The organism is Okeania sp. SIO2B3, assembly GCF_010672525.1.
Taxonomy (GTDB): domain Bacteria; phylum Cyanobacteriota; class Cyanobacteriia; order Cyanobacteriales; family Microcoleaceae; genus Okeania.
Window position 1 is genome coordinate 19,393 of record NZ_JAAHGH010000045.1, and the last position, 23,799, is coordinate 43,191.

Sequence of the window (23,799 nt, forward strand, 5' to 3'; positions counted from 1 at the left end):
CAATTAAGCAATTAACTTCAGTAGCTTACGCTGAATCTGTGATACTCTAATCATTAAAATCAAAAAAATTTATCCGATCGAGCCTTAAGTGGCCATAAGGAACCGCCCAAACTAAAAAAAGCTCGGGCGGAGTGTGGTGTGAGGAGTGAACGGAAACATGCATCTCCGCTATTTCTATTGTGGCATTTCTTTTCAGATAATTCCAGGGTAATTTGTAAATTTCAAAACTATTTCACAAATTTTGTCAAGGGTATAAGATATCTTAATTGACATCCTCTCCGCGCTCAAGCGACAGAGATTCCTACTGAGCCTTAGCTATTTAGGGGGTTGACGTTTTGCTGGTTCAGAGTTTCCGCTAACATTGGATGCTGCTAACTAATGCGTTAGTCTTACGCTTTTCTCCGCGTCCGCGCACGAGCTTCCGTTAGCGTAGCATTCCCATAGGAAAGCTCCTCCGGAGGAGGCGCAGCCCCCGGCAACTAATAATATTATAACATAATTTATTCAACCAAAAACGATCTAAAAGTCGCCCTACAAGGGCGAGGTTTAAGACCCAATTTTCCGGTCAGTAAATCTACTTACCCATACCTAATTGTTGGGCTTTTTGATAAACTTTACCCTCAGTCAACAATGAAGGAGCAATAACTACCTCAACCTGCTGCATTTCTTTCAAATCTTTAGCTCCTAAAGTGGCCATACTCGTTTTAAGAGCGCCCAATAAATTATGTGTACCATCGTCCAATAGTGCTGGACCACGCAGAATTTGCTTGATAGTGCCAGTAGTACCTACCTTGATCCGAGTGCCTCGTGGCAAAACGGGACTAGGAGTAGCCATACCCCAATGATAGTCACGTCCAGGTGCTTCCGAAGCCCTAGCTATAGGCGAACCAATCATCACCCCATCAGCGCCACAAGCAATACATTTACAAATATCTCCGCCAGTAATTAAGCCCCCGTCCGCAATAACTGGGACATAATTCCCCGTTTCTTGGTAATAATCATTTCGTGCTGCAGCACAGTCAGCTACAGCAGTAGCTTGGGGAACTCCGACACCTAAAACACCACGAGATGTACAGGCAGCACCAGGGCCAATACCCACTAGCACCCCTGCAGCCCCTACTTTCATTAAATTTAAGGCTACTTCATAAGTAACACAGTTACCTAAAACCACAGGTATAGGCATTTCTTGACAAAGCTTAAACAAATCGAGGTTTTCTACTGACTCTGGTGAAAGAAATGCAGTTGAAACAACTGTTGCCTGGACAAAAAATAAGTCTGCACCAGCATCAGCAACTACTTTTCCATATTTCACTGCTCCCGCAGGTGTTAAGCTTACTGCTGCAATGCCACCTTGGCTTTTTATTTCCTTAATTCTCTGAGAAATTAATTCGGGTTGAATTGGAGCTGAATACAGTTCTTGCATTAAACCCACAAATTCATCTTTGCCCACAGAGCTAATTTTTTCTAATATTGGCGCTGGGTCAGGATAGCGAGTTTGAATACCTTCTAAGTTGAGGACTCCCATTGCTCCTAACTCAGATAATAGAATGGCCATTTTGACATCAATTACTCCATCCATTGCGCTGGCAATAATGGGAATTTCTCTTTCAATGCCGCCGATGCTCCATCTAGTGTCTGCTAAGCTTGGATCGAGTGTTCGTCCCCCAGGAACTAGGGCAATTTCATCGATTCCATAAGCTCTGCGAGCTGTTTTTCCACGTCCAATATATATATCCACTACTTTTCTATTCCCAAGACCATTTTAGTTAGGGTATCAAATTCAGAGGAGTATTGGTCGTTAAGCTAAAAGTCTAAATATTTAAGACAAACGCGAAAAATTTTGCTTGGTACACAGTATGTTGATAATTGACTATTTACCGAATTTTCAACATGAAAAAAGCCTAAACTCACCTAAAATCAAACCAAGTCAACTCAAAAATAATTAGGACTTACGCAGATACGCTATATATAGCGCTCAAAACTATTGTCCAACAGTTACTTTACTCTATAAATAGTGCCTTTGCGTAAGTCCTGATAATATTACTAATTTTTGCAACTAGACACTAGGTGTTCTGTAGCTGTAAATTTTGATGGTTTGTTGACATCCTCCCGACGCTGACCTGACGGTACAGCGCGGGATTCCCATCCATCATTCAAACAGACCAAGCTGAACAAATGACTCTGGGCGGGTTGACACCTCGCTGGAAAATGCTGGCTTACCAGTAATCACGCTTCCTCCGTGTCCGATAAATAATCGACCAGTGCCCCTCGGCGACTTGATTAAAAAGCGATAGTAGTCTCAACCTTGGTTTTTGGTTGAGTAACACTTGTATTTTAATATGCTTATCTGGAAAACCGCTCTTATTGATTGGTTTTCCCATCTCTGTGCTCCCCTACGGGAGAGCGCGGGTCAAGGGCCAACGTTGAGATAAATTCGATCAAATTTCAACCTAAAAGTAACAAAATACTATGAATTTTTACATTGTAGATGTATTTGCTGAAACTAAATATGCTGGTAATCAACTGGCTGTGTTTAAAGGTTCTGAAGTTGAGAATCTTTCTGATGATGAAATGTTGCAAATTGCTAGAGAGATGAATTATTCAGAAACTACTTTTATTTTATCTTCAAAGCAACGAAATGACGGTTATGATGTGCGGATATTTACTCCTACTAAAGAATTGCCTTTTGCTGGTCATCCAACATTAGGTACTGCGTACATTATTCAACGAGAAATTATTAAAAATTCGGTTGAAAAAGTGATTTTAAATCTGGCTGTAGGACAAATAACTGTTAGTTGGGAAGGTGAAGTTTTATGGATGGGTCAGAATGTGCCTACTTTTGCTGAAAAATATCAAATTGAATTTTTAGCAGAGGTATTAAATTTAGAGGTGGGTGATATAGATATGAGGTTTCCTATTCAGGAAGTTTCGACAGGGATGCCTTTTATTATTGTGCCTTTGAAAAGTCTCAAGGCATTGAAGAAAGCTAAAGTAAATTTGGATAAATATTATCAGTTTATTCAGATAGCAAAAGTGACAGAGATTTTAATATTTTGCCCAGAGACATACAATAGTATTAATAATTTAAGTGTGAGAATGTTTGCACCATATTTAGGAATTACTGAAGACCCGGCAACGGGCAGTGCTAATGGTTGTTTGGCAGGATATTTAGCCGAGTATAATTATTTTGGTGAGGCAAAAATTAATATTAGGGTAGAACAGGGATATGAAATTAATCGACCTTCTTTATTATTGTTACAAGCAGAGAAAAAAGTAGAAGGAATAGAAGTATTTGTTGGTGGTAAAGTTATCATGGTCGCTCAAGGAGAATTTGTGGCTTAAATCAGGAAGAATAAAGAAGGAAGAAGGAAGAAGGAAGAAGGAAGAAGGAAGAAGGAAGAAGTGGATGGGGATTTAAATAGTAACAAACTTGTCAACACCCTATAGACGGCGGGGTATTAAACCATTTCTCAAAAATTTTTCTACATTTTATTAAGCTTGCAAGTAGGGGAGTAGGGGAGTAGGGAGTAGGGAGCAGAAAAATGCTTTTTGGTATAACTCCTAATTCCCAGAAAAAGGCTATTAATACACAATTTTTTTTTGAATTTTGGTGAGAATTCAGCGGTCAGTTATCAACTATCAGCTATTAGTTATCAGTTATTAACTTATTATTGCATCGAAAGAGGGATTAGTCTCCAAAGAGAATTAAAAGTTACGTTTGCTTTCGCATTCCGCACCGAAAGAAAAAGGTGATCGGCTAATCTTAGTAATGGTTTGAATATATTCAAAAGCTGTTTGCGCAGCATGACCTAGGGAATGCTTACAAATTTTGTATAATCTTACTTCAGCTTAAGTGGTAACTAACCAAGAATTACTATTAATTTTTTCACGAATTTCTATCGCTTGTTGATGATAATTCTTAGCTTGCATTTCTTGCCCTATATTTTGGTAAACTTTTTCGATTAAATCAAGAGTTTTTACTAAATCTTTACCATATTCAGCAAAAATACTTCTGCGAAATCCATCTTTTTCTTTCTGTTCATAAGTTGCCTTTTTGTGAGGATATATATGGCTAGAATGATGATTTTTTTCTACTTTAGGAATATTATTTACTGTTAGTGCTAACCGGTCTAGAGAATCTTCCCATAGCTTTTGCCTAATCTCTAAAGCAAGTTCTAAAAAGGCTTTAGCTTGACGAGGTCTACTGATGATAAAATATGCTTCTCCCATATTATGTAGTGCAATTGATTCGTTGATTTGAATTGTCAATTTATCATTTTTTGCCGATTGAGCAAGCTTTTGGAAAATATTTAAAGATTTGCGAGAATACTCTAGGGATTGAGCTGATAATTCAGTTAAATTATAAATCGTGCTAATGTGATTAATTGTTTTGCCGATACCTACTATATCTTTGAGTTTACTAAATGTTATTAGAGCTTGTGAATAACACTTCAAAGCAGAAGTATATTCTTTTAAAAGATAATAAATTTCTCCTTTTTCATTATATATAGTGGCAATTTTTGCTTTGTTTCCTATTTTTTTTGCTAATTCTAAGGCTAGTTCTAGATATTTAAGAGCATTGGCATATTCTCCTATTTTACAGTGAACTAATCCAATCCTATAGACAATATTGAGCCTTTGTTCCTGGTTATTAATTAATCTAGTAATTTCTAAAGCTCTTTGAAAAATTTTTAATGCAGTTTCTAGTTGACCTATACTATAGAAACGATCGCCTGTTTGAGATAGATGTTTTAATTCATTTTGATGGCTAGGATAAGATTTCATAGTATTGCTCCCTGTCATAGCATTGTTCCCTGATTAAAGTTAATTTTTTGATCGATGCACTGGTTAATTATAAAGTAGTTACCCTACTATATAAATATTTGGAAAAAAATAACTACTTATGAACTACATTTTATGAAATTTTTATGCAAAATATTGCCTACTAATCTGATAAGTTATTTTTACGCATAATGACAAGAAAATCTTAAATAAAAGGGCAAAATATAGGTATTATAAATTACATACTTTTCTCCACAAGTTTCCCAAATTTCAAGTTTTTGTTGACGATACTTCTCTGCTTTTTGCAGTTGACCTATGTAGCGATAAACTTTCTCGATTAAATTCATAGTATTGGCTAAGTCTGCTCCATGTTGGGAGATAATACTTTGACTCAAGCAAATTTTTTCTTGTTGAAGTAGCTGGTTTGTTTGAGATGATTTTTTACTGTTAGGATAATTATTGTGGAGAATATTTTTATCTAAAGAATCTGGAGTTTGACTAAATTTATTCAAAGTTACTTTGCAAATTTTCTGACGAATAGCTACAGTAAGTTCTAGAATTTCTTTTGCTTGGGTATATCGACCCATCCACAAGTAAGCTTCTCCTATATTATAAAGAGCTGTAGCAATGTTAATTTGGCAAGCTAATTTATCTAATTCTGATTTTCTTTCAAGTTTATGGAAAATTTCTAGAGATTTTTGACAACAGTTAAGAGTTTTTTCAAATAACCCTAGTAAATTGTATATTTCCCCTAAATGATTAAGAACTATACCAATGCCTAATAAATTAGAAAAATATTGGGCAATTTCTAAAGCTTGAGCATAGTATCTTAAGGCAGATGTATATTCTATAGATAAACAATATGTTTCGCCAATATCATTCAAAATCATTACAACTTGATTTTGGTCGCCAATTTCTTGAGCAAGTTGTAAGGCTAAATTGAGATATTTTAAAGCACAATCATATTTTTCCAGACCACGATAAACTAATCCAATGCGGTTTAAAATATTTATTTGTTGCTCAGATGTGAGGACAATTTTTAATGCTTCCTGAAAAGTATTTAATGCAATTTCAAATTGTCCCAGATCGAATAAGCGATCGCCTGTTTGAGATAGTTGTTTTAGTTTTGTGGAATGGATAGCAGTGGACCCCATAAGTAGTTCCTCCAGAAGAGTGCTGTAATTTTCCGGTTGTAAACTACTCTATTTCTCAAATTTGGCAGGTTATGCATACATTCACGGAAGTCAAAAGTCAAAAGTTATAAGTCAAAAGTTAGATTCGATCAGCTCAAAACACGGAAGTTATAAGTCAAAAGTTAAAAGTTAAAAATTATAAGTTAAAAGTCAATTGAGCATTATTGTTGCAAAATTGGATAATGCCAAACCGATCAAAATAATCTTTTCTGTAGCGGGTTCAATACCCCACCGTCATTTCAGTTATCAGTTTTCAGTTATCAGTTTTCAGTTCCCAGTTTTCAGTACCTATAGCTGTTTGCGCAGCATGACCTAGGAAAGCATTGGGATTGAACTACAAAATATCCTTTTTTTTATCTCCTTAAAAGAGGATGCGTAACTACCCAATTTTTCGGTCAATGGGGGCGCTTAAAATTGTTTGGGGTTTGAGTTGATAAGCAATTTTCCCTTCTGCCTTCTGTTTTCTGTTTTCTGTTTTCTGTTTTCTGTTTTCTGCCTTCTTCCTTCTTCCTTCTTCCTTCCTCAAGGATTAAATTCAAAAGGGGGAAAAGTTTTCTGATTTTCTGGTGTTAAATAAACTGTAGCAATAAACTTCTCATTCCAACCTCCTACAACATTAGTAAATATATAAAAATCATCCTCATTGGAATTTAATTTCTGTTCAACTAAAATTCCCGTTGCATCACTAACCCGTAATTTTATTTTTTCCGGTAAACCCATCCCTGTAGGTGTACTTAATATTAATAGCAACATCCATTCTAATGTTGAACTTGAGACTAAAGACCAGGTTAAAGCATACAATCTTAAAGGAATTCCAGCTAATAATAAATCGTGATAAGCAACCCTAGCATCAGGAGGAATATGTACATTATTTTTGGGCAACTCTCTGATAATTCCAGCAATTTCTTCTGTAGGAGAAGATATTCCTCTCATAGGAGATAGTGCCGATAATTCTGGTAGTAAAACCCAGGATAATTCATTGGCAAAATCATCTAATTCATTCTTTAACCAACGCCCCACATTAATTGTTGGTTCAGTCAAGAGATTAAGTAAATCTGGTAAATATTTACTCAGGTTACTTAAAGAGTTTTCTGAATTTTCTGTAACTTCTACTGAATTATTCGGAATATTCCCCTGCTCTATTTCTATTTGCAATTGCCAATTATATATCCAATTTAATAACTCAGAATTAGTGAGGATAGTTTTTCCCTGTTCCCAGTTAAAAAAAACCCATAAATTTTGTGCGGATAGCTGAGGTAATAATTTTGTTAATTCAGCTTTAGCTAAAGCTAAATTATTTGACTTAGACTTAGGTTTTACCTCTGGTAAGGGAATTCCTGCTACATCCAAACAACGAAGATAAAGTAATAAATTATCTATTTCTGTATCAAAGCAACTCCAGGGAATTTGATAATCCCAATCTTCATCTGGCATTAGATTAAGCTGTGTTTTATTGCGTATTAAATCTGCATAAGAAATAAAACTATTAATCACAACTGTTTCTAACTCTTCTTGTACTTCTACTACTACATATAAATGATGGGCGAACTCTGGTAAATCTACTACTGCTCTAGGTAGACTAACTTCTTCATCTATAAAACTACCTTGAGTAATTAGACAAACTTTAAACTGATTAATATTCAGATTACAAACGGCTGGAATTGAGTTAGAAAGAACTGGATTAAAAATAGAAGCATCAGCCAAATTAACTGTTAAATTATCTGTACCTCGTTCTTCTAACCATTGTTCAAATCCAAACAAAGCTAACCCATTCAAATATGTTTGCCATTGTCGCAATTCGTTAGGGATTTGATTGCTAATTTTGATTGCTTGCTCAACTTTATCTAATGATAAATGAATAGATTCTGTAGCAATACCTTGAAAATCTAGCAAGTCTTCTAATTTATTAGTTAGTTCATTTTTCATTTAAAGTTTTCCTTGATAATAAGTTTTATCTTTTCTTTTGCGGGTTTAATACCCCACCGTCATTTCAGTTATCAGTTATCAGTTATCAGTTATCAGTACCTTTTTTTATCTCCTTAAAAGAGGAGGCGTAACTACTCAATTTTTCGGTCAATGGGTGCGTTTAAAATTGTTTAGGGTTTTAATTAGAGGTAATTATCCATTATCCATTAATGAACCTTCTGCCTTCTTCAAAATAAATTACAATAACTAAATCCGGTCTAGATGATGACAAACTCTTTGAGCAAATAAATTTTCTTGAGGACTAGATTGAGACTTATAACTGTCTGATTCTACTTCTTGAAATACTCTATTTATTTGTTCATCTAGAGCAATTTCTATTTTATTATCTATAGTTTTTAGATGTTGTGGGTCTGCATAATCTTGAGCAATATCTAAGATCCGACCGCGCAAACTAATTAATAATTCCTGTCTAATATCAGCCCGAAAAGATTTTAATTTTAGTAATCGAGTTACTTGATATTGCGCTTTTAAACCCACATTTTGAGCAATTTCTGTCATTGATTTTCCCTGACAATGATATAGATACAACGCTTGGAGAAATTGTTCCAATTTTTGGTTTTTTCTTCTCTTTAGTAATTGCAGCCAAGTATCAGTCACTTTAGCTATAGCATCATCTAAACTTAAAAGAAATTGCTTTCTATAATTGCTCAAAAATTCATTTTGTTCATCTATAGTATCAGCTTCTTGAACAAGAGAAATCTGATTATCTAAAGATTTCTGGTTAGAAGTATCTAATGGTATTGTCGGTAGAGAACCACTTCTCACAGAAATTCGATATTCTCGTACTTGAGAAGCCAGGTCTTGCAATTTAGTAAATACTTGCTTTGGAGAAATATTTTTACCAGTTTTAGTTTCGATTAATTGAGAAATTTGTTCTAATTGTTCTGTGGTTGGTGGTAAGCATTTTCTCCCTGCTCTTGATAAACTTTTTTGGCGACGTTGCGCCCGATAAATAGCATGATAACTTGATAAAATATCGATACTTTCCCGAGTTTCAAAAGCAGTAAAATTATAGAATAATGAGAAAATTTTCTCTATTTGTTTGGGAGGAGTATCATTCAGGATTGCCCAATCACTAATTAAATAGACTCCACATTCTAGTAAGAAACTATTCAGTTCAGGATGCTGTTTAACTTTTCTAGTTGTCCAGCTAGCTAAATTGCTTTGATTTGGGTTAAAACTTTGGAGAATTTCTTGGGCAAAAGAACAAGAAGAAGTTTGATTTTTTTGACTAGAAATTCTGCCATCATCGGTCAAAACATAAGGGAATAAATTTTGGCTAGTAAAGCCATAATTTTTACCAAAATTAGTGGCTAATTGTTGACAAACTCGGTCAATTTGCCAAGAGATAAAACAGAGAAGACAGCGTTCTGCTAATAAAGAATCTCTCTCTAGATTAGTATCTGAATTATCTTGCACCCATGCTAAAAGTTGACGCTGAATATTAATGTCCGAAATTTCACTATCTATTACATACTCTGGAAAATTTAAGGTAAAAAATTGTTTTGCCTCTGTAATTTCCAGGATTTGACGAGACCCAGAACTATTAATTTTAATCTGTTTCCAGTATTTAGAAGCAGTACCCATTCACTTTTAGATTTGAGATAAATAAAAATGGACAATTATCCAGATATATTAGCTTATAGTAGAAGAGAGAAGGAAGAAGGAAAAGTATTACGTTGTCTTAGTTTTAAACTCTCGATCTGTCCTAACCTTTGCTTCGACTGCTATAAAACATTAAGCCGTAAGATATTCAATCCACAATGCTGATTATTGTTAATTGTATAATCTTTTTCCTGGTCAAAAGTTTGCTCTAATATCAGGATATTTATCCCGTCAATTGGAACATATTTCTATATTCCTAGAGGTTATGCAATATTTGTGGAAGGAAGAAGGAAGAGGGAAATGCTTTGTTCGCTATTGTCTGTTATACCATTTATCAAAAAGAATGCTATACTTAGGGCTTGCTGAATAAAGTATGAGTGGTAGGGGTAGGAGACAGGAGACAACCCACCCGCGGGCCTCTCCCAGGAGAGGGAGACAGGAGAAATGGGAATTATAGAGGAGGTAGGAGGAAGAATAATCAAGGGATTATTCTGCGCAGCTATGAGCCTAAAATGCGCTCTTTTTTGAACCATTACGACCATTAAACTTGGACTTTTTTTCACTAAAAAATGCGCTCAACCAATATAAGTCAATGCTTTTAGATTTAATCAGCAAACCCTACTTATGCAAGACTTCAATGATTAAGTAATTAGTAGGATTCAATAACGTTTTGAGCGATTATTAGCTAGTAGGAGAGAATAGGGAACAGGGAATAGGTAGAGAGGTTGCATGCAATGTCCCTACAGATTAGTTCGTTCTTATGTTGTTCGGGAGCAAGTAATGAAAGGGGTATTTATAATTCATATCATGTCTGGTAGCATCGGTCTTGTATAGCAAAGGTAGGCAACAGCTCATCTGGCAACAGGCAACAGGCAGGAATACTTAAGAGCAAGAAAAAACTTAAATTTCCTGTAGATATTCACTCTTGGGTTTACACAAACGATACCAGCGGACATGATATCATATCTTGATTACCGAAAAATTGTGGGTATGTGCCTCCCCTTTTAAGGGGATAATAAATAAAAATTTTCATGATTAGTCAATCCTCTTCTTTTCAAGGAGAGGTAATTATTCATTATTCATTATTCATTATTCATTATTGAAGGTTCGCCCAAATATCTTACAGCGGTTTTCAAATTGATGAACCACATCTTCGCAAGCAAAACCTTGTAGGGACGTTCCATGGAACGTCTCTACTGTGGTCTACCCAATGAAAACCGCTGTAATTCATAGTTTGATTCACCAACGCCGATTTTTCTTTACTTCCTTCTTCCTTCTTCCCTCTTCCCTCTTTCTTCTTCCCTAAACTATAACTTGGTTAGGATTAGCTGTAGTGGTAATTATAGATTCTACTTGGTCGGGAGTTAAAAAAGGATTAGCACTCAAAACTAAAGCAGCTACACCAGCAACATGAGGAGCAGCAAATGATGTACCACTTCGACTTCCAAAATTATTATTAGGAAGAGTTGAATAAATATTTTCTCCAGGAGCAACAACATAATTTAGTGTTAGTGACCCAGCACGGTTAGAAAAGTCACTAATTCTGCCTATAAAATCTGTTGCTCCAGCAGCAATTCCCCATTGTTGTAGATTATTAGCTGGATATTTAGGAAAACTACTACCGTCATTACCTGCTGCCATAACTACCACAACTCCTCTTTCTGTTGCGTAACGGATGGCATCATCTACTACAGGAGAATAAAAATCTCTCCCAAAGCTCATATTAATCACATGGGCACCATTATTAACTGCATAGTAAATTCCAGCAGCAGCATTATCAGGTGCAATTGTCTCAAAATTTCCTACTTTAACAGGCATAATTTTAGCATTAGGAGCAATTCCTGTAATTCCTAAGCCATTTTGTTGAGCGGCGATCGTACCTGCAATATGAGTACCGTGACCCAAAAAGTCTATCGGGTCATTATCATTATTGATAATATCCCATCCCCTAACATCATCTACATATCCATTACCATCGTCATCAAAACCATTATTAGGAATTTCATTGATGTTACTCCAGATATTACCTGCTAAATCAAAGTGATTGTAGTCTACCCCACTATCTACAACTGCTACTACAATACCTTGCCCGGTATAACCTTGATTCCAGACTTCGGGAGCATTAATTGCTTCGACATCCCAATTATTAAAATCAAAAGCTTCAGGAAAAGGAGTTGGTGCGTTGATAGTTTGAGCAACTGCTGCACTTGCATCAACTAAACCATATCCATAGATACTATTATAACCACCAGAATTAAATGAAGATCCAGAATTAAATGAAGGTGTTGCTGACAGACTCAGATTATAATTTGTATCTCCACTGTATTGACTTACTTTAACGTAATAAGTACCGGGGTCTAAATTAGACACATTAATTTCTTCGGATGCGCTGCCAGAAGCAATGGAATAATCAATTATTTCTTCAAAACCATCGTTATTTTTGTCTTCGAGCAAGTCTACATCAGCGTCTGCACTCAAACCAGATAAAAATAAGTTAAAGTCACTGGTTGTATTCAAATGGAAACGATAATAGTCTACGGAGTCGAAGTCACCTACAAAATCATTCCAAGTTTGATTGGTATTCAAAACCCCAATATCGCGAGCGCTTATCAAGGTGTTATCTGACTGTGGGAATGGGTTGATTTGACTTGCTATTCTCTGAGAGTCAATTAATTCACCAGTTAGTATATCTGTTCCGGAATGGTTTTCGATAACTTCAGTTTGAGATTCTGGGTAAGGAGTAATATTACTGTTGATGTGTGGGGGGAAATTTATTTCATCTGTAGCAATTTTATCTGTTAAGATATTATTAACAGATAAAATTTCTTCTTCATAACTTTCATAACTATTTAATTGTTTGGGTTCGGGTATGATAGAAATGTTATTCACATCAATAACTGGAAGAAGATTATCGGTAGAATTTTCAGGATAGTTTGAAGGAAACATAGTTTTTTGGGGTAGATAGTACAAATATTTTTATGTCTATAGCAGGGAATAGGGAATAGGGAATAGGGAATAGGGAATAGAGAATAGGGAACAGGGGAAAAACATTTTCCTGTCTGAGGTTCATCATCAGCAAGTCCTCAGCAACTTGTTACTTTGAGAGATAAAAGTCGCCATTACTGTATTTGACTTATGAAATAGCTCAAACAGCAGAATATTACTAATCAAGCTTTTTTCTTATTCCTTCTTCTCTCTTTCTTCTTCTATTATATAAAAGGAAACCTCAACCTCTTTCACATCAACATATATCTGATTGATTAGAGGTTATGCACAAAAAAAACTCGGTTAATTTCAGTAACCGGGTTTCTAATTGATATAGCAGTCGTCATTACTACATTTAACTTATCAAATAGCTCAAACAGTAAGATATTACTAATCAAGCTTTTTTCTTATTCCTTCTTCCCTCTTCCTTCTTTCTTCTTCTTTATTCCCTCCTGACTCCTGACTCCTGACTTCTGCAAGAAGTCTAATAATTAAAATCCATTTCCCATCAAGATAAATGATGACCAATAGTAAGGATTATTTGCTTCTTTATCCTTTCCAGTAATCATATTTATTTGAGCTTCCCGCAATGCTTCTGTTCTGCTTTTTCCTTCTTGTAATACTGTGTAAAAAGTATTCATTAATTGAGCTGAATCATCATTAACTCGCCACAAGGAAGTAACTATTGTTTCAACTCCGGCATTTTGCATTTGATAACCAAAACCGACTATTTCTTCCCCATTACCTATTTGTCCGCCAATGTTAGTTTCAGCAGCGCTTAATACGACTAAATCTACATTCGGTAATGACCAATTTTCCATATCCCGCAGATTTACTCGATCGCCATCTCCAAATAATATGAAAGAGTCTTCTGGTTTCCCATTTCCTGTTTCTCCATTTAACAAGACAACGGGGGTATCTAAATGTACAATATTGTAGTCATTAAAACTGCTAATTGTTGTTTCAGAACTAAATTCGCTGTTAACAAGTTTACGAGAACCAGGAATTGTTTCTGTTAAATTTTCGACTAATTTTACTGTTGTTGGTGTTAATTCAACTTGGCGAGTTCCTATCTTAACTTGATAATTACCTTCGGTTAAAGCTGCTGCTAATACGCGGGGTTGATTCTTAGGTTGAGTCTCAAAATTAGTTAGACTAGCTGCAATTATATTATTCACTCCAAAACTTTCTACTAACCATTTTTCTCCGTCATAAAGTGCTGCTAAAGGAAGATAATGTAGTTGATTATCTGGTGCATAAAGAATAGTATTTACATTTGCTTTAATTAATTCATTTTCTATTGGTTTGATTAACCAATTATAGAGTTTTTCCGCAGAATCTTTGACATCTCCAACCGGAGTCAAAATTGTTTGCCGAAACTCAGCGATCGCTTGTTCTATTTCTTCTGCTTTTACTTCTATGGTTTTGTGTATTGGGTCGCCTTCTGCTTTGATTAATACTAATTCTAATTTATCTGCCAATATTAACGGATAAAATAGCACTGTTCCAGGTAATTTTTGTAATTTTGCTTGCAAATTCTTAAATTCTGGAAAATCTTCTTTTAAATTATTTTTGTCAATCTCCCGTTCTAAAATATCTGTTGTTTCTTCAGTCAGGATTTGTTCTTCAGCAGCTAATAGTTTAACTCCGGTTGCTGTTGCTTCATTCCCCTTAATATTCCCTAGATAATTATCTAATTCTTGAATTTTCAACAAATCTAATACTTGTTGAGCTTCCAAAATACGTTCTTGTTGTAATAATAAACCTGCTAAATTCCGATAAATTTCTTCAGGCTTTTCTAAGAAACTTTTCTCACTTTCCTGACTCCGTATAACTTCATTCAAATTAATAGCTTGCTTGTAAAAAACTACTGCCAATTCAGGTTTTTCCTGAGCTGCTAATATTGTGCCTAACTGCTCATAAATTTTACCCTCTTTAACCGTTTCTTCACTCTCTTTATATATTGCTAATGCTTGCTCTAAATTTTCTAAAGCTTGGGGATATTGTCTGAGTTGAAATAAAGAATCTCCTATTCCTTCATAAGCCACAGCAACAGAATTTTTATCTTCTTTATCTGGTAAATTATTCAAAGCAAGTTTATGATAATTCAGAGCAATAGAATAATCGCCAGAACTATAATAAGCTTCACCCAAAGCATTAAAATTGGCAGCAAGAGCCGAATTTTCCCCTACTTCCTTATTCATAGGCAAAGCCTTTAGTAAAACTTGCTTGGCTTTATCATTTTCACCCAAACGGTTATAAACTTTCCCTAAACCAACAGTTGCTTTACCTTCACCCGCCTTATCTTCTGCTTCTTGATAAAAAGCTAAACTTTGTTCATAAATTGATTGTGCTTTAGCATCTTCTCCTATCTCATAATAAGCATCACCCAAATAATTCAAAGCCTCTAACTGAGCAGTTTTATCCTCCGCAACTTTAGCAGCTTCCAACCCTTTTTCATAAACCTCTAATGCTTGAACATCATCCCCTTGCTTTTCATAAAGTTTCCCCATAAAACCATAAATTCGCCCCACACTTCTTTGGTCGCCAATACCTTCTAACATCGCCACAGCTTGCCGAAAATATTTCAGAGCTTCAGAGTCTTCACCCTTTTCCCGATAGACAAAACCTATATTATTTAATAACCTACCAACTCCAGCATTATCATTAATTTCTCTACGCACAGTTAAAGCTTTTTGATATGTTTCCAAAGCTTTGTCATAATTACCCATCCGAAAGTAAACCACTCCCATATTGTTGAGAGTACGTCCTCTATTTCGGCGATCGCCCACTTCTTCACGAATAGTCAGTGCCTGTTCATAAAATTCAAGTGCTTGGTCAAGTTGTCCCTGACTGGCCTTAACCGCAGCAATATTATGCAATGACTCTCCTTCATTAGGACGGTCATTCACTGCTTGAGAAATATCTAAAGCTTCTTGATGTAGATTTAACGCTTGGGAAAATTCCCTCTGTCGTTGATAGGTAAAACCAATAAGGTTCAGAGTTTCCGATATCCCTGGGCGGTCATTTATTTTTCGGCGAATAGTTAAAGCTTGTTGCAAAACATCTAAAGCTTGTGCATATTCCCTTTGGTTAACATAAACATCCCCCATATTATTCAGGGTTTGGGCAATTCCGGCCTGGTCTCCCAGCTCCTTACGAATGGCTAAAACTTTTTCATAGCTTTCGAGTGCCTCATCAAATTTTCCTGTCCGAAATTGTTCCAGACCTGTTCCAAATAACTGATCTGCTTCAGCCTTGGAGGCAGAAGATTCTGGCGAACTTTCCACTTCGGGAGTTTGGGCCAAGACATTCGAGATATTTGTGATGGTCGGTACTGGAAAAAGAATAATAGCGATCGCGCTCAAGTAACTAAGGTAGAGATAGGAATTCTTCACTGTAGGAGTCCTGCTAATTTACGGCAAGTGATAGATTTTGGATAGAACTGTAACTTTAAAGACCATATAATCTGAATCTGGCCATTTAACATTATGGGTCTTACCCTATATTCTCTTAAAAGATATTTTGTACTATTTTGTCTCTCTCAGATTCTAGTTATTAGAAATTTTTGTGTATTAGGGAGTTGATTTCGGATGAGTAGGACTTATACTACTTTTAATCAAAAAATTTCAGTGTAAAATAAGAACCAATAAATTATAGAAATACATGAAATGATAGATTTATTTGCCTTTATATCCTTTTTTTTCAAAAAAATCATTCTGACAGTTGCATTTTTACACTACCAATAAATTTCGCTGGAAAATAGGAAATAATTTTGATTAGTATTAGAATACTGTACTCAAAAATCATCTACAATATTTTCTTATATATTTATATTCTATAGCTTTCAATTTTGATTTCCCTAATTCTTTATTCAATTGGTATTAAAAATGAACAGTAATGAAAATCGGAAAAATAAACTTTTTAATTTGTTGCTCAATGAGCTTCCCGATCAATTTACAGGGAAGTTAGAAGTCAAAGGTTCTCAGAAAAGTTGGATGATCTTCTTTTGTGTTGGTCGTTTGGTTTGGGCTGCTGGTGGCGAACATCCTAACCGCAGGTTTCATCGGATTTGGAATCAATTTTGCCCGAATATTTCTCTGGCTAATATGAAGTTACGAGAACAGAACGATCTGAATTATTATTACTATCATCTGCTCTCTATTTTATATAGAAAAAAAGTCTCAAGTGTCAGGCAACTTAAAACAGTTGTCATTGAGAATATCAAAGAAGTTTTGTTTGATATTTTACTACAGCAATCACAAGAGTTATTAGCTTATAATATATCTCCAAAAGGATTGGAAAAATCCTTAATTTTAATGTCTGCAATTATTCCTCCTGAAGCTATAATTCCTACTCTTCATAAATCATTTTTAGCATGGCAGCAGTCTAATTTAACTGAATATTCTCCTAATTTAGTTCCTGAGATTATCAAACAAAAATTGTTAGAACAAATAGCTAAACCCAACTCTTTTAAAGCAATCACGAAATTAGTCGATGGTCAAAGAACTCTCCGAGAAATGGCTATTTTGATGCATAAAGATTTGCGTCAATTAACTTTATTTTTAATGCCTTATGTGCGTAATGAATTAATTATTCTTAAAGCAGTTCCAGATAAAGAACGTATTGAAGGAAGTCCAGGATTACAGCCCGATATCAATCAAAAGAAAGCTCCAACTAAAGTCCGAAAATTAATTGTTTGTGTCGATGATAGTAAACAAATTTGTTATATGTTAGAGAGAATTCTTAAAAGTGCAGATTATAGATTTATCGGAATTCAAGATTCTATTAAAGCATTACCAATAATTATTGAAAATAAGCCCGATCTAATTTTTTTAGACTTAATGATGCCAATTGCCAATGGTTATGAAATTTGCACTCAATTGCGACGAGTACCCATTTTTGAGAATACACCTATAATTATCATCACCGGAAATGATGGAGTAGTCGATAGGGTTCGTGCTAAAATGGTGGGAGCTACAGGGTATATAACCAAGCCTCTTGAACCGAAAAAAATATTGGCAGTAGTAAAACGATATTTACAAAATTATCCTCCTAAGTTACCAGAAAAACCAGATCAAACAAGCTTATAAGTTATTTGCAATTGTTTAGCTATAACAAAATTTAACCTTCGTAATAGTATTAATCTAAAACTGACTTTGAGGCTAATCTCACTTGATAATCAGCTTTTGGTAGCAACGAACGAAGGAATAGAAGTTTCAGTTTAGCCAAAACTAATATTATTTTAATTCACCACTACATTTACAAAACTTTTAGTATTTTATTGTTATAAAGTTAAAAATATCTTAAATACCAGTATCGAAAAATTATACGTAAGTATACTATGTTTTATAAGAAAAAATATCCGTTACAAATATTACTATTTTAGACAACTTATGTTATCCACTGCAAATATTAATAATCCGAGTCTCACTAATCAACTGAGCGCTATTAGTAGCAAGCAATTTACAGGTAGTTTGAATGTAGTAGCTAGCTCCATAGATAAGTGGAATCTTTACTTTTTTAGAGGTCGTATAGTTTGGGGTGATAGTGGACAATATTCTCGAAGACAATTACGACAACATATCATACGTTACCAAATTAAAATTAATCCGATAAATTTAGACTGCTTCCAAATTAATAATAATCATAATTGCTGGATTTATCAATTATTGTGTAGCTTACTGCAAGAACAACAAATTACGAGAGAACAGTTTGACAAGATTGTTAAATCAATAATTTTAGAAGTATTATTTGATATATTACAACAGGAAAATCAGAGACAAATAAGTTATAAAATTGAACCAAATATTGAGCAAAATATCCTGAATTGGCCAAGAGCTTTAATTGACACGAAAAGCATTCTTAAAAAAGCAGTAGAAAATTGGCGTAATTGGAGTAATTCAGGGTTAAAACATTTATCTCCTAACTTTGGAATAGTTTTATCTCAACCAGAACAATTCCAAAAACAAATATCACCCACTCTCTATACTAAATTAGGAAAATTAATCAACAGTAAACGTAGTTTAAGAGATATCGCGAGTAAAATAAAATCAGACCAGTTTCGTCTAGCAAAATTTCTCTTGCCTCATATTCAAAAAGGATTAATTAAGCTGAGAAAAATACCAGATATTCCCGTAATGTTTCCCCACTTACAAAAAACCAATCTACAGTTATATAAACAAACAGAACTTCACCAAGAGAAAAGAAGTCAACCTTTAATTGCCTGTATAGATGATAGTCTAATAGTTTGCCATCAAATGAAACAAATTGTGACTGCTAATAGTTTTGATTTTGTCGGAATTAACAGCTCACTCAAAGCAATCATAACCTTGATAGAAAGAAAACCCGATCTGATTTTTTTAGACTTAATCATGCCTATAGCAAATGGTTATGAAATTTGTGCCCAGATTCGTCGTATTTCAACATTAAAAGAAACACCAGTAATAATTTTAACAAGCAGTAATCGATTAATAGATAGAGTTCGAGCAACAATGGTAGGATGTTCAGGTTATCTGATTAAACCAATTAGAGAAAAACAAGTTCTAGAAATAGTTAATAAATATGTAAATTCTAGTTCTTACTTACCTCAAAAACCTATGTCTGACACCCTAGCTCTACAGTTTTCTTAATAAAAAAACAATATGAGAAGTCAGGAGTCAGGAGTCAGGAGTCAGGAGTGGAGAGTAAAAGAAAGTTTTTGTTCCTGTTTGCCTAACATTCCGTAGGAAAGTGGAATGGAGTTCTATATTCAGGAGTCAGAATTCAGGAGAGGAGAGTAATATCAGGGGTGAAAAAAGAATGTTACAAATAATAAGTAGGGGCGAATGGCCATTTGCGCTCCGCAAAGCTGCTGCTTTATATGTTGCGGAGCAAAACGCCCCTACACGATTTTTTTTGTGACGATGTGGTTCATCAATTTGAAAAGCGCTGTATAGCAGTCGAAGGAAAAGTTAGGACATATCAAAAGCTTAAAACTAATACCAAATTGATAAATTTTTGCTACAAATATCTAGGGTATTTCTTAGGAGTCAACCCACCCCTAACCCCTCCCAGGAGGGGAGGGGAAGTCAGGAGGACCGAGTCGTATGGGAATGACTTTAATACCATTTTTTAGGGCATAATTTATCTTTTTTGTCAAATAGACATCTCTTTTCATTAATGGATAATGGATAATGGATAATTGATAATTACCTCTGGTTCAAACCGTTACGGAATTGAATATCAGGAGATATTATTTCTTCTCTTGGTCGATGGTCGGACAGCTCCGAGACCTCGCCATCCCACCCTATGGGAAGCTGCGCTTTACATGTTGCGTAGCAAAACGACCGCTTTTTTCCCCGATCAAGGGGAGGCTTCAAGGCGCGAATTATTTAATAATTAATAATTAATAATTAATTATTAATAATTCGGTAAAATATTTTTATAGCTCTTACTATTCGTAACATTCTTTTTTCAAATTGGTATAAGACAACTTCAACAATTAATAATTATTAATTACCAATTACCTCTGCTTGAAAAGAAGAGGATTGATGCGGAGCGTGAAAATTTTTTCTCTCCTTTATCGGTAAGATTTTTCCTTCTTCCTTCTTCCTTCTTCCTTCTTCCTTCTGCTGTATACTCAAAAATCATAAATTTAATCTATAATCTAATGCTACGAGAATTTATCGTATATGCTTGCCCAGTAGGTGAACTAAATAATCAACTAGAAGAATATTTCACCACTACTCGTGCAGAATGTAGTGAAAATTCTGCACATCAATATATGCCCCACTGTACCTTAACAGGTTTTTTTCACGACCAATTAACTGCAGTTCCAATATATATTCAAGCTTTAGATACTGCCTTAAAAAATGCTCGTCATAACAGCCCATTCCCACCTATAGTTGTTGTAAATATGGAATTAAAAACAGACTTTCATTATCTCCAATTAAAATCAATTTGGCTAGAAAAATTAATTGCTAACTTTGCTAATCTTGCCAATTCAAAAACTCGTATTGATGAATTACGCCTCAAAAATAATTTACATCTCAGTTTAGCCTACAAATTTCCATCAGAACAACAACAAACACTAGCAAAAATAGCAAAAAAAATTATCAATTCCCAAGCAGAGGTATTATGGGAATTACGATTTTATGAACGTCACCCCAATAACTCTTGGACTTGTCATCAATCTTGGAAACTCTAGTTAGGGTTTGCGCTCACAAGTCTTTTAGTAGGGATAGGAGACAGGAGACAACCCACCCCTCGCCCCTCCCCCTCCCAGGAGGGGAAGATAGGAGAAATTGGAATGAGTGAGGAGGTAGGATTCAATAATTAATAATTAACAATTAATTATTAATTATTACCTCCAGAGTGAAAACGGAATGGGCTGAATAATTATGAAAAATTTTTCTTGTTTCTCGACAGCGAGTGAGAGGATTTTTACCTTAATTATTCGGATTTGAATTATCAATTTGGGATTTTTCTGCCCAACTATGAGCCTAAAATACTAACTTTTTAAGCATTTTAGACGTGATCCCAGGCATTTTTTTCGACCCCAAAAAGGCACTTGTCTTTATATGTCAATACTTTTAAATTTAACCAGCAAGCCATAGTTAAAAATGAATCAAAAAATAGCAAATATCTCCAACCTTTGGCAAAAAATTCCCGGACAAATTTACTTATTATTAGCAATCATTATTTTCGGTGCTTCTAACGCAATTACAAAACAATTAACAGAAATTGGTGCCGAAAAATTTCCTGGAGAAAATCCCATTTCATTTTGTAATGTTTTATTTGTGGGAAATATCTGCGCCCTATTAATTTTAATTATTATCTATAGAAAACAACTAAATCTACGTTACTTTCAACAATTTTCAAGTCAAGATTGGGCAAGTATGTTAGCCGTTGCATTCTTAGCTGGCGCTCTATCTCCTGCTGCCTCATTTGAAGCAATTTCTCGCACAATGGTTAACAATGTAATATTAATTGGACGTATTGAACCTCCCTTAACTTTAGCCTTAGCTATTTTTTTGCTAGGAGAAAAAGTTAATCGGTGGAAAATTACTGGAGCAATTATTTCATTTGTCGGAGTTATTCTAATTATAGTTTTGCAAAATTTTGGGCAAAACTCAGTTGATTCTACAAATATGATATCTATCAGTTCAGGAGAGATTTTAGCAGCAATTGGAGCGGTCGCTGCGGCAATTTCTAATACTATTAGCAAAGCACGTCTTCATCGAATTCCCGTAGGATTTTTTAATATTATTCGTAATGGTTTTGGAAGTTTTATCTTCTTTATAGCTGCATTATATTTTTATGGCAGCGGTCATTTTATGGAACTATTGTCGCCTTTTTTATGGCAATGGATGTTAATTTATAGCGCAGTTATTATCGTAATAGGTCAAATTCTGTGGTTAAAAGGATTAAGTAAAACCAGTAGTTCTGATGCTTCTATTGCCAGTGCATTTAATCCCATTGCTGGAGTTATAGCAGCCTATTTAATATTAGGAGAAAAACCCATCGCTGCTCACTATATCGGGGGAGCTATTATTTTAGTTGGAATGATATTGAGCCAAGTCGGGAATAGAAACGAAACTGCTATTAATCAACTTGCTCAAAAGGCTCATCCTCAGCAAAGAGAAACAGGCTTAGGATTTAAAGGTTTTTAACTACTATAGCAATCAGAAATAATTCATAAAGCGGTTTTCATTTCGGACGTTGCTGATGCGTGGGAATGATTTGTATTTTTTGACAGTTGCTAAACTATTGAATGACAAATATTTGAGATTCTTCATATCATGTCCGGTAGCATCGGTATTGTATAGCAATAGCCTAACTATTTGTAGCAAATATTTATCAAATTGGTATTACAGACAAACATGGTGGTACGATTACTTGTGATTCTACATTTGCTCAAGGTACAATCTTTACTATTTCGTTACTTCTCTACCAAGGAAAACTTATTGGCATCCTCTACCTAGAAAACAACCTCACTACAGAAGCTTTTACTCCAGAGCGCCCATAGTGGTAACATTACTTATGATTCTACAGTTGCTCAAGGTACAATATTTACGATTTTGTTACCAATTGTGTGATACCATGCCTGATGATTATAGGAATGTGTAGGGTTATGCGTATGGGATACTAAAGCAACGCTTCCAAGCATCTGATAAATACCTCAAAGCATATTGAGGCGCAGACTCAAGATACTTCATAATACCAATAGTTTTTAGGTTTAACCATTGCTACTAAAAGTTTATGCAGATCGATTGCAGTAGGAAATTTAAGTTTCCCATCAGGATTATTGCAATTGTGACTAAGGATATTTCTAGTTAACCATAATCCCCAATTCCAGGCGTGACGAGCTACACCTGCGTGTTTAGCCAGTAATGTTTTTTGCTGTTTATTTGGGTGTAATTTAGTATGATATCCAAGTAGCATAAACAGATAATCCCAGATTTTTATAGATAATACCAGATTTTAGCCAACAGTTACAAGCCCTGGCTATCATTTTCAACTAATTTTTTGGTAGTGGTGCATTCTTGTGGCAGATGCAAAACTCAATTACTAATAGTTTAGCTAGTAATTCTATTAATCATTATTACCAACGATACACCACTACCACTTAATTACTAGAAGTTAGCCAATGGGAACTAAATCAACTTCATCTGCACCATCAGTTTCACCTTGACCAGATGTAATTTGTTCTCCATTAACTTCAACAGCTAAATTTGTACCGTCTAAGTTAACATTATAGTCAGTAGCATCAGCAGTATATCCTACACTAGCAACCATTTGCCTACCTGCATCAGTGTATTGGAAACCCATCAATTGATTTTTTTCTTTCTCATTATCGTAAGACCATATTAGCATATATTGTTGGTCTTGATATTCAAATACTTTGGGTGGACGAGTGGGAACATAACGACCAGGAGCACCAAAGCTGGCATCAAGGAAAGGTTGTACTGACTCAGGTTCCACAGTCGCAAAAGCAATATCATCAGCTTCTAGCTCTACTTCTGCGTCTTCAGTTGCTTCTGGATCGGGTTCTTCTTGATCGCGGTTCTGGAAATAATCTACAGCTTTTTTTACACCATACCCAGTAGCTGCTACACCAGCAACACCAGCGACAATTTTAGCAAGATTACCAAAGTTCATTTTGTTCTCCTAATTTTGATTGTGACGTTCTCCTAAATCAAATCAAAGATTATGATGTAGGCTTCCCAAGCTCACGGATAGGGCTTTCTGTTTTGCAGGTGCAACG

Annotated in this window: 16 protein-coding genes; 5 read left to right on the forward strand and 11 right to left on the reverse strand. The window is 35.0% G+C overall.

Annotated elements, in window-relative coordinates; translation table 11 throughout:
- Positions 1-574: 574 nt before the first annotated feature.
- A complete protein-coding gene (locus tag F6K15_RS23455) occupies positions 575-1,738 on the reverse strand; it encodes a GuaB3 family IMP dehydrogenase-related protein (RefSeq protein ID WP_293065050.1) in 1,164 nt (387 codons plus the stop codon).
- Positions 1,739-2,469: 731 nt separating this feature from the next.
- Here F6K15_RS23455 and F6K15_RS23460 point away from each other — a divergent pair.
- Positions 2,470-3,342 (forward strand): PhzF family phenazine biosynthesis protein, encoded by an 873-nt coding sequence (locus F6K15_RS23460; RefSeq protein ID WP_293065051.1) that lies wholly within the window; start codon positions 2,470-2,472, stop codon positions 3,340-3,342.
- Positions 3,343-3,849: 507 nt separating this feature from the next.
- On the opposite strand, the gene F6K15_RS23465 is transcribed toward F6K15_RS23460, so the two are convergent.
- The 7 genes from F6K15_RS23465 to F6K15_RS23495 form a co-directional block, all read right to left on the reverse strand.
- Positions 3,850-4,785 carry a tetratricopeptide repeat protein gene (locus tag F6K15_RS23465; RefSeq protein WP_293065052.1) on the reverse strand — a complete coding sequence of 312 codons (936 nt, stop codon included), beginning with the start codon at positions 4,783-4,785 and terminating at the stop codon, positions 3,850-3,852.
- 179 nt (positions 4,786-4,964) lie between these two features.
- Positions 4,965-5,936, reverse strand: coding sequence for a tetratricopeptide repeat protein (locus F6K15_RS23470; protein WP_293065053.1), 972 nt, complete (start codon positions 5,934-5,936; stop codon positions 4,965-4,967).
- A gap of 418 nt (positions 5,937-6,354) precedes the next feature.
- On the reverse strand, positions 6,355-6,501 hold the full coding sequence (locus F6K15_RS23475; protein WP_293065054.1) for a hypothetical protein: 147 nt from the start codon (positions 6,499-6,501) through the stop codon (positions 6,355-6,357).
- Positions 6,498-7,901, reverse strand: coding sequence for a DUF1822 family protein (locus F6K15_RS23480; protein ID WP_293065055.1), 1,404 nt, complete (start codon positions 7,899-7,901; stop codon positions 6,498-6,500). Before F6K15_RS23480 ends, F6K15_RS23475 begins: the two co-directional genes overlap by 4 nt.
- A gap of 246 nt (positions 7,902-8,147) precedes the next feature.
- A complete protein-coding gene (locus F6K15_RS23485) occupies positions 8,148-9,548 on the reverse strand; it encodes a hypothetical protein (protein ID WP_293065057.1) in 1,401 nt (466 codons plus the stop codon).
- A gap of 1,320 nt (positions 9,549-10,868) precedes the next feature.
- Complete coding sequence (locus tag F6K15_RS23490; protein ID WP_293065058.1) at positions 10,869-12,512, reverse strand: S8 family serine peptidase; 1,644 nt, start codon at positions 12,510-12,512, stop codon at positions 10,869-10,871.
- Between the two features lie 530 nt (positions 12,513-13,042).
- Positions 13,043-15,949: a tetratricopeptide repeat protein gene (locus F6K15_RS23495; protein WP_293065060.1), complete on the reverse strand. Its 2,907-nt coding sequence runs from the start codon at positions 15,947-15,949 to the stop codon at positions 13,043-13,045.
- 492 nt (positions 15,950-16,441) lie between these two features.
- Between F6K15_RS23495 and F6K15_RS23500 the strand changes: the two genes are divergently transcribed.
- Positions 16,442-17,644 (forward strand): response regulator, encoded by a 1,203-nt coding sequence (locus F6K15_RS23500; protein WP_293065062.1) that lies wholly within the window; start codon positions 16,442-16,444, stop codon positions 17,642-17,644.
- A gap of 303 nt (positions 17,645-17,947) precedes the next feature.
- On the forward strand, positions 17,948-19,183 hold the full coding sequence (locus tag F6K15_RS23505; RefSeq protein WP_293065064.1) for a response regulator: 1,236 nt from the start codon (positions 17,948-17,950) through the stop codon (positions 19,181-19,183).
- Positions 19,184-20,048: 865 nt separating this feature from the next.
- Here F6K15_RS23505 and F6K15_RS23510 read toward each other — a convergent pair.
- Positions 20,049-20,183, reverse strand: a complete 135-nt coding sequence (locus F6K15_RS23510) for a hypothetical protein (RefSeq protein ID WP_293065066.1) — start codon at positions 20,181-20,183, stop codon at positions 20,049-20,051.
- 19 nt (positions 20,184-20,202) lie between these two features.
- Between F6K15_RS23510 and F6K15_RS23515 the strand changes: the two genes are divergently transcribed.
- Both F6K15_RS23515 and F6K15_RS23520 read left to right on the forward strand, forming a co-directional pair.
- Positions 20,203-20,739, forward strand: a complete 537-nt coding sequence (locus F6K15_RS23515) for a hypothetical protein (protein ID WP_293065068.1) — start codon at positions 20,203-20,205, stop codon at positions 20,737-20,739.
- 415 nt (positions 20,740-21,154) lie between these two features.
- On the forward strand, positions 21,155-22,204 hold the full coding sequence (locus F6K15_RS23520; RefSeq protein WP_293065070.1) for a DMT family transporter: 1,050 nt from the start codon (positions 21,155-21,157) through the stop codon (positions 22,202-22,204).
- Positions 22,205-22,736: 532 nt separating this feature from the next.
- Here the strand turns inward: F6K15_RS23520 and F6K15_RS23525 are convergent.
- Together F6K15_RS23525 and F6K15_RS23530 are read right to left on the reverse strand one after the other, a co-directional pair.
- A complete protein-coding gene (locus tag F6K15_RS23525) occupies positions 22,737-22,976 on the reverse strand; it encodes a helix-turn-helix domain-containing protein (RefSeq protein WP_293065072.1) in 240 nt (79 codons plus the stop codon).
- 198 nt (positions 22,977-23,174) lie between these two features.
- Positions 23,175-23,693 carry a hypothetical protein gene (locus F6K15_RS23530; protein WP_293065074.1) on the reverse strand — a complete coding sequence of 173 codons (519 nt, stop codon included), beginning with the start codon at positions 23,691-23,693 and terminating at the stop codon, positions 23,175-23,177.
- Positions 23,694-23,799: the final 106 nt, after the last annotated feature.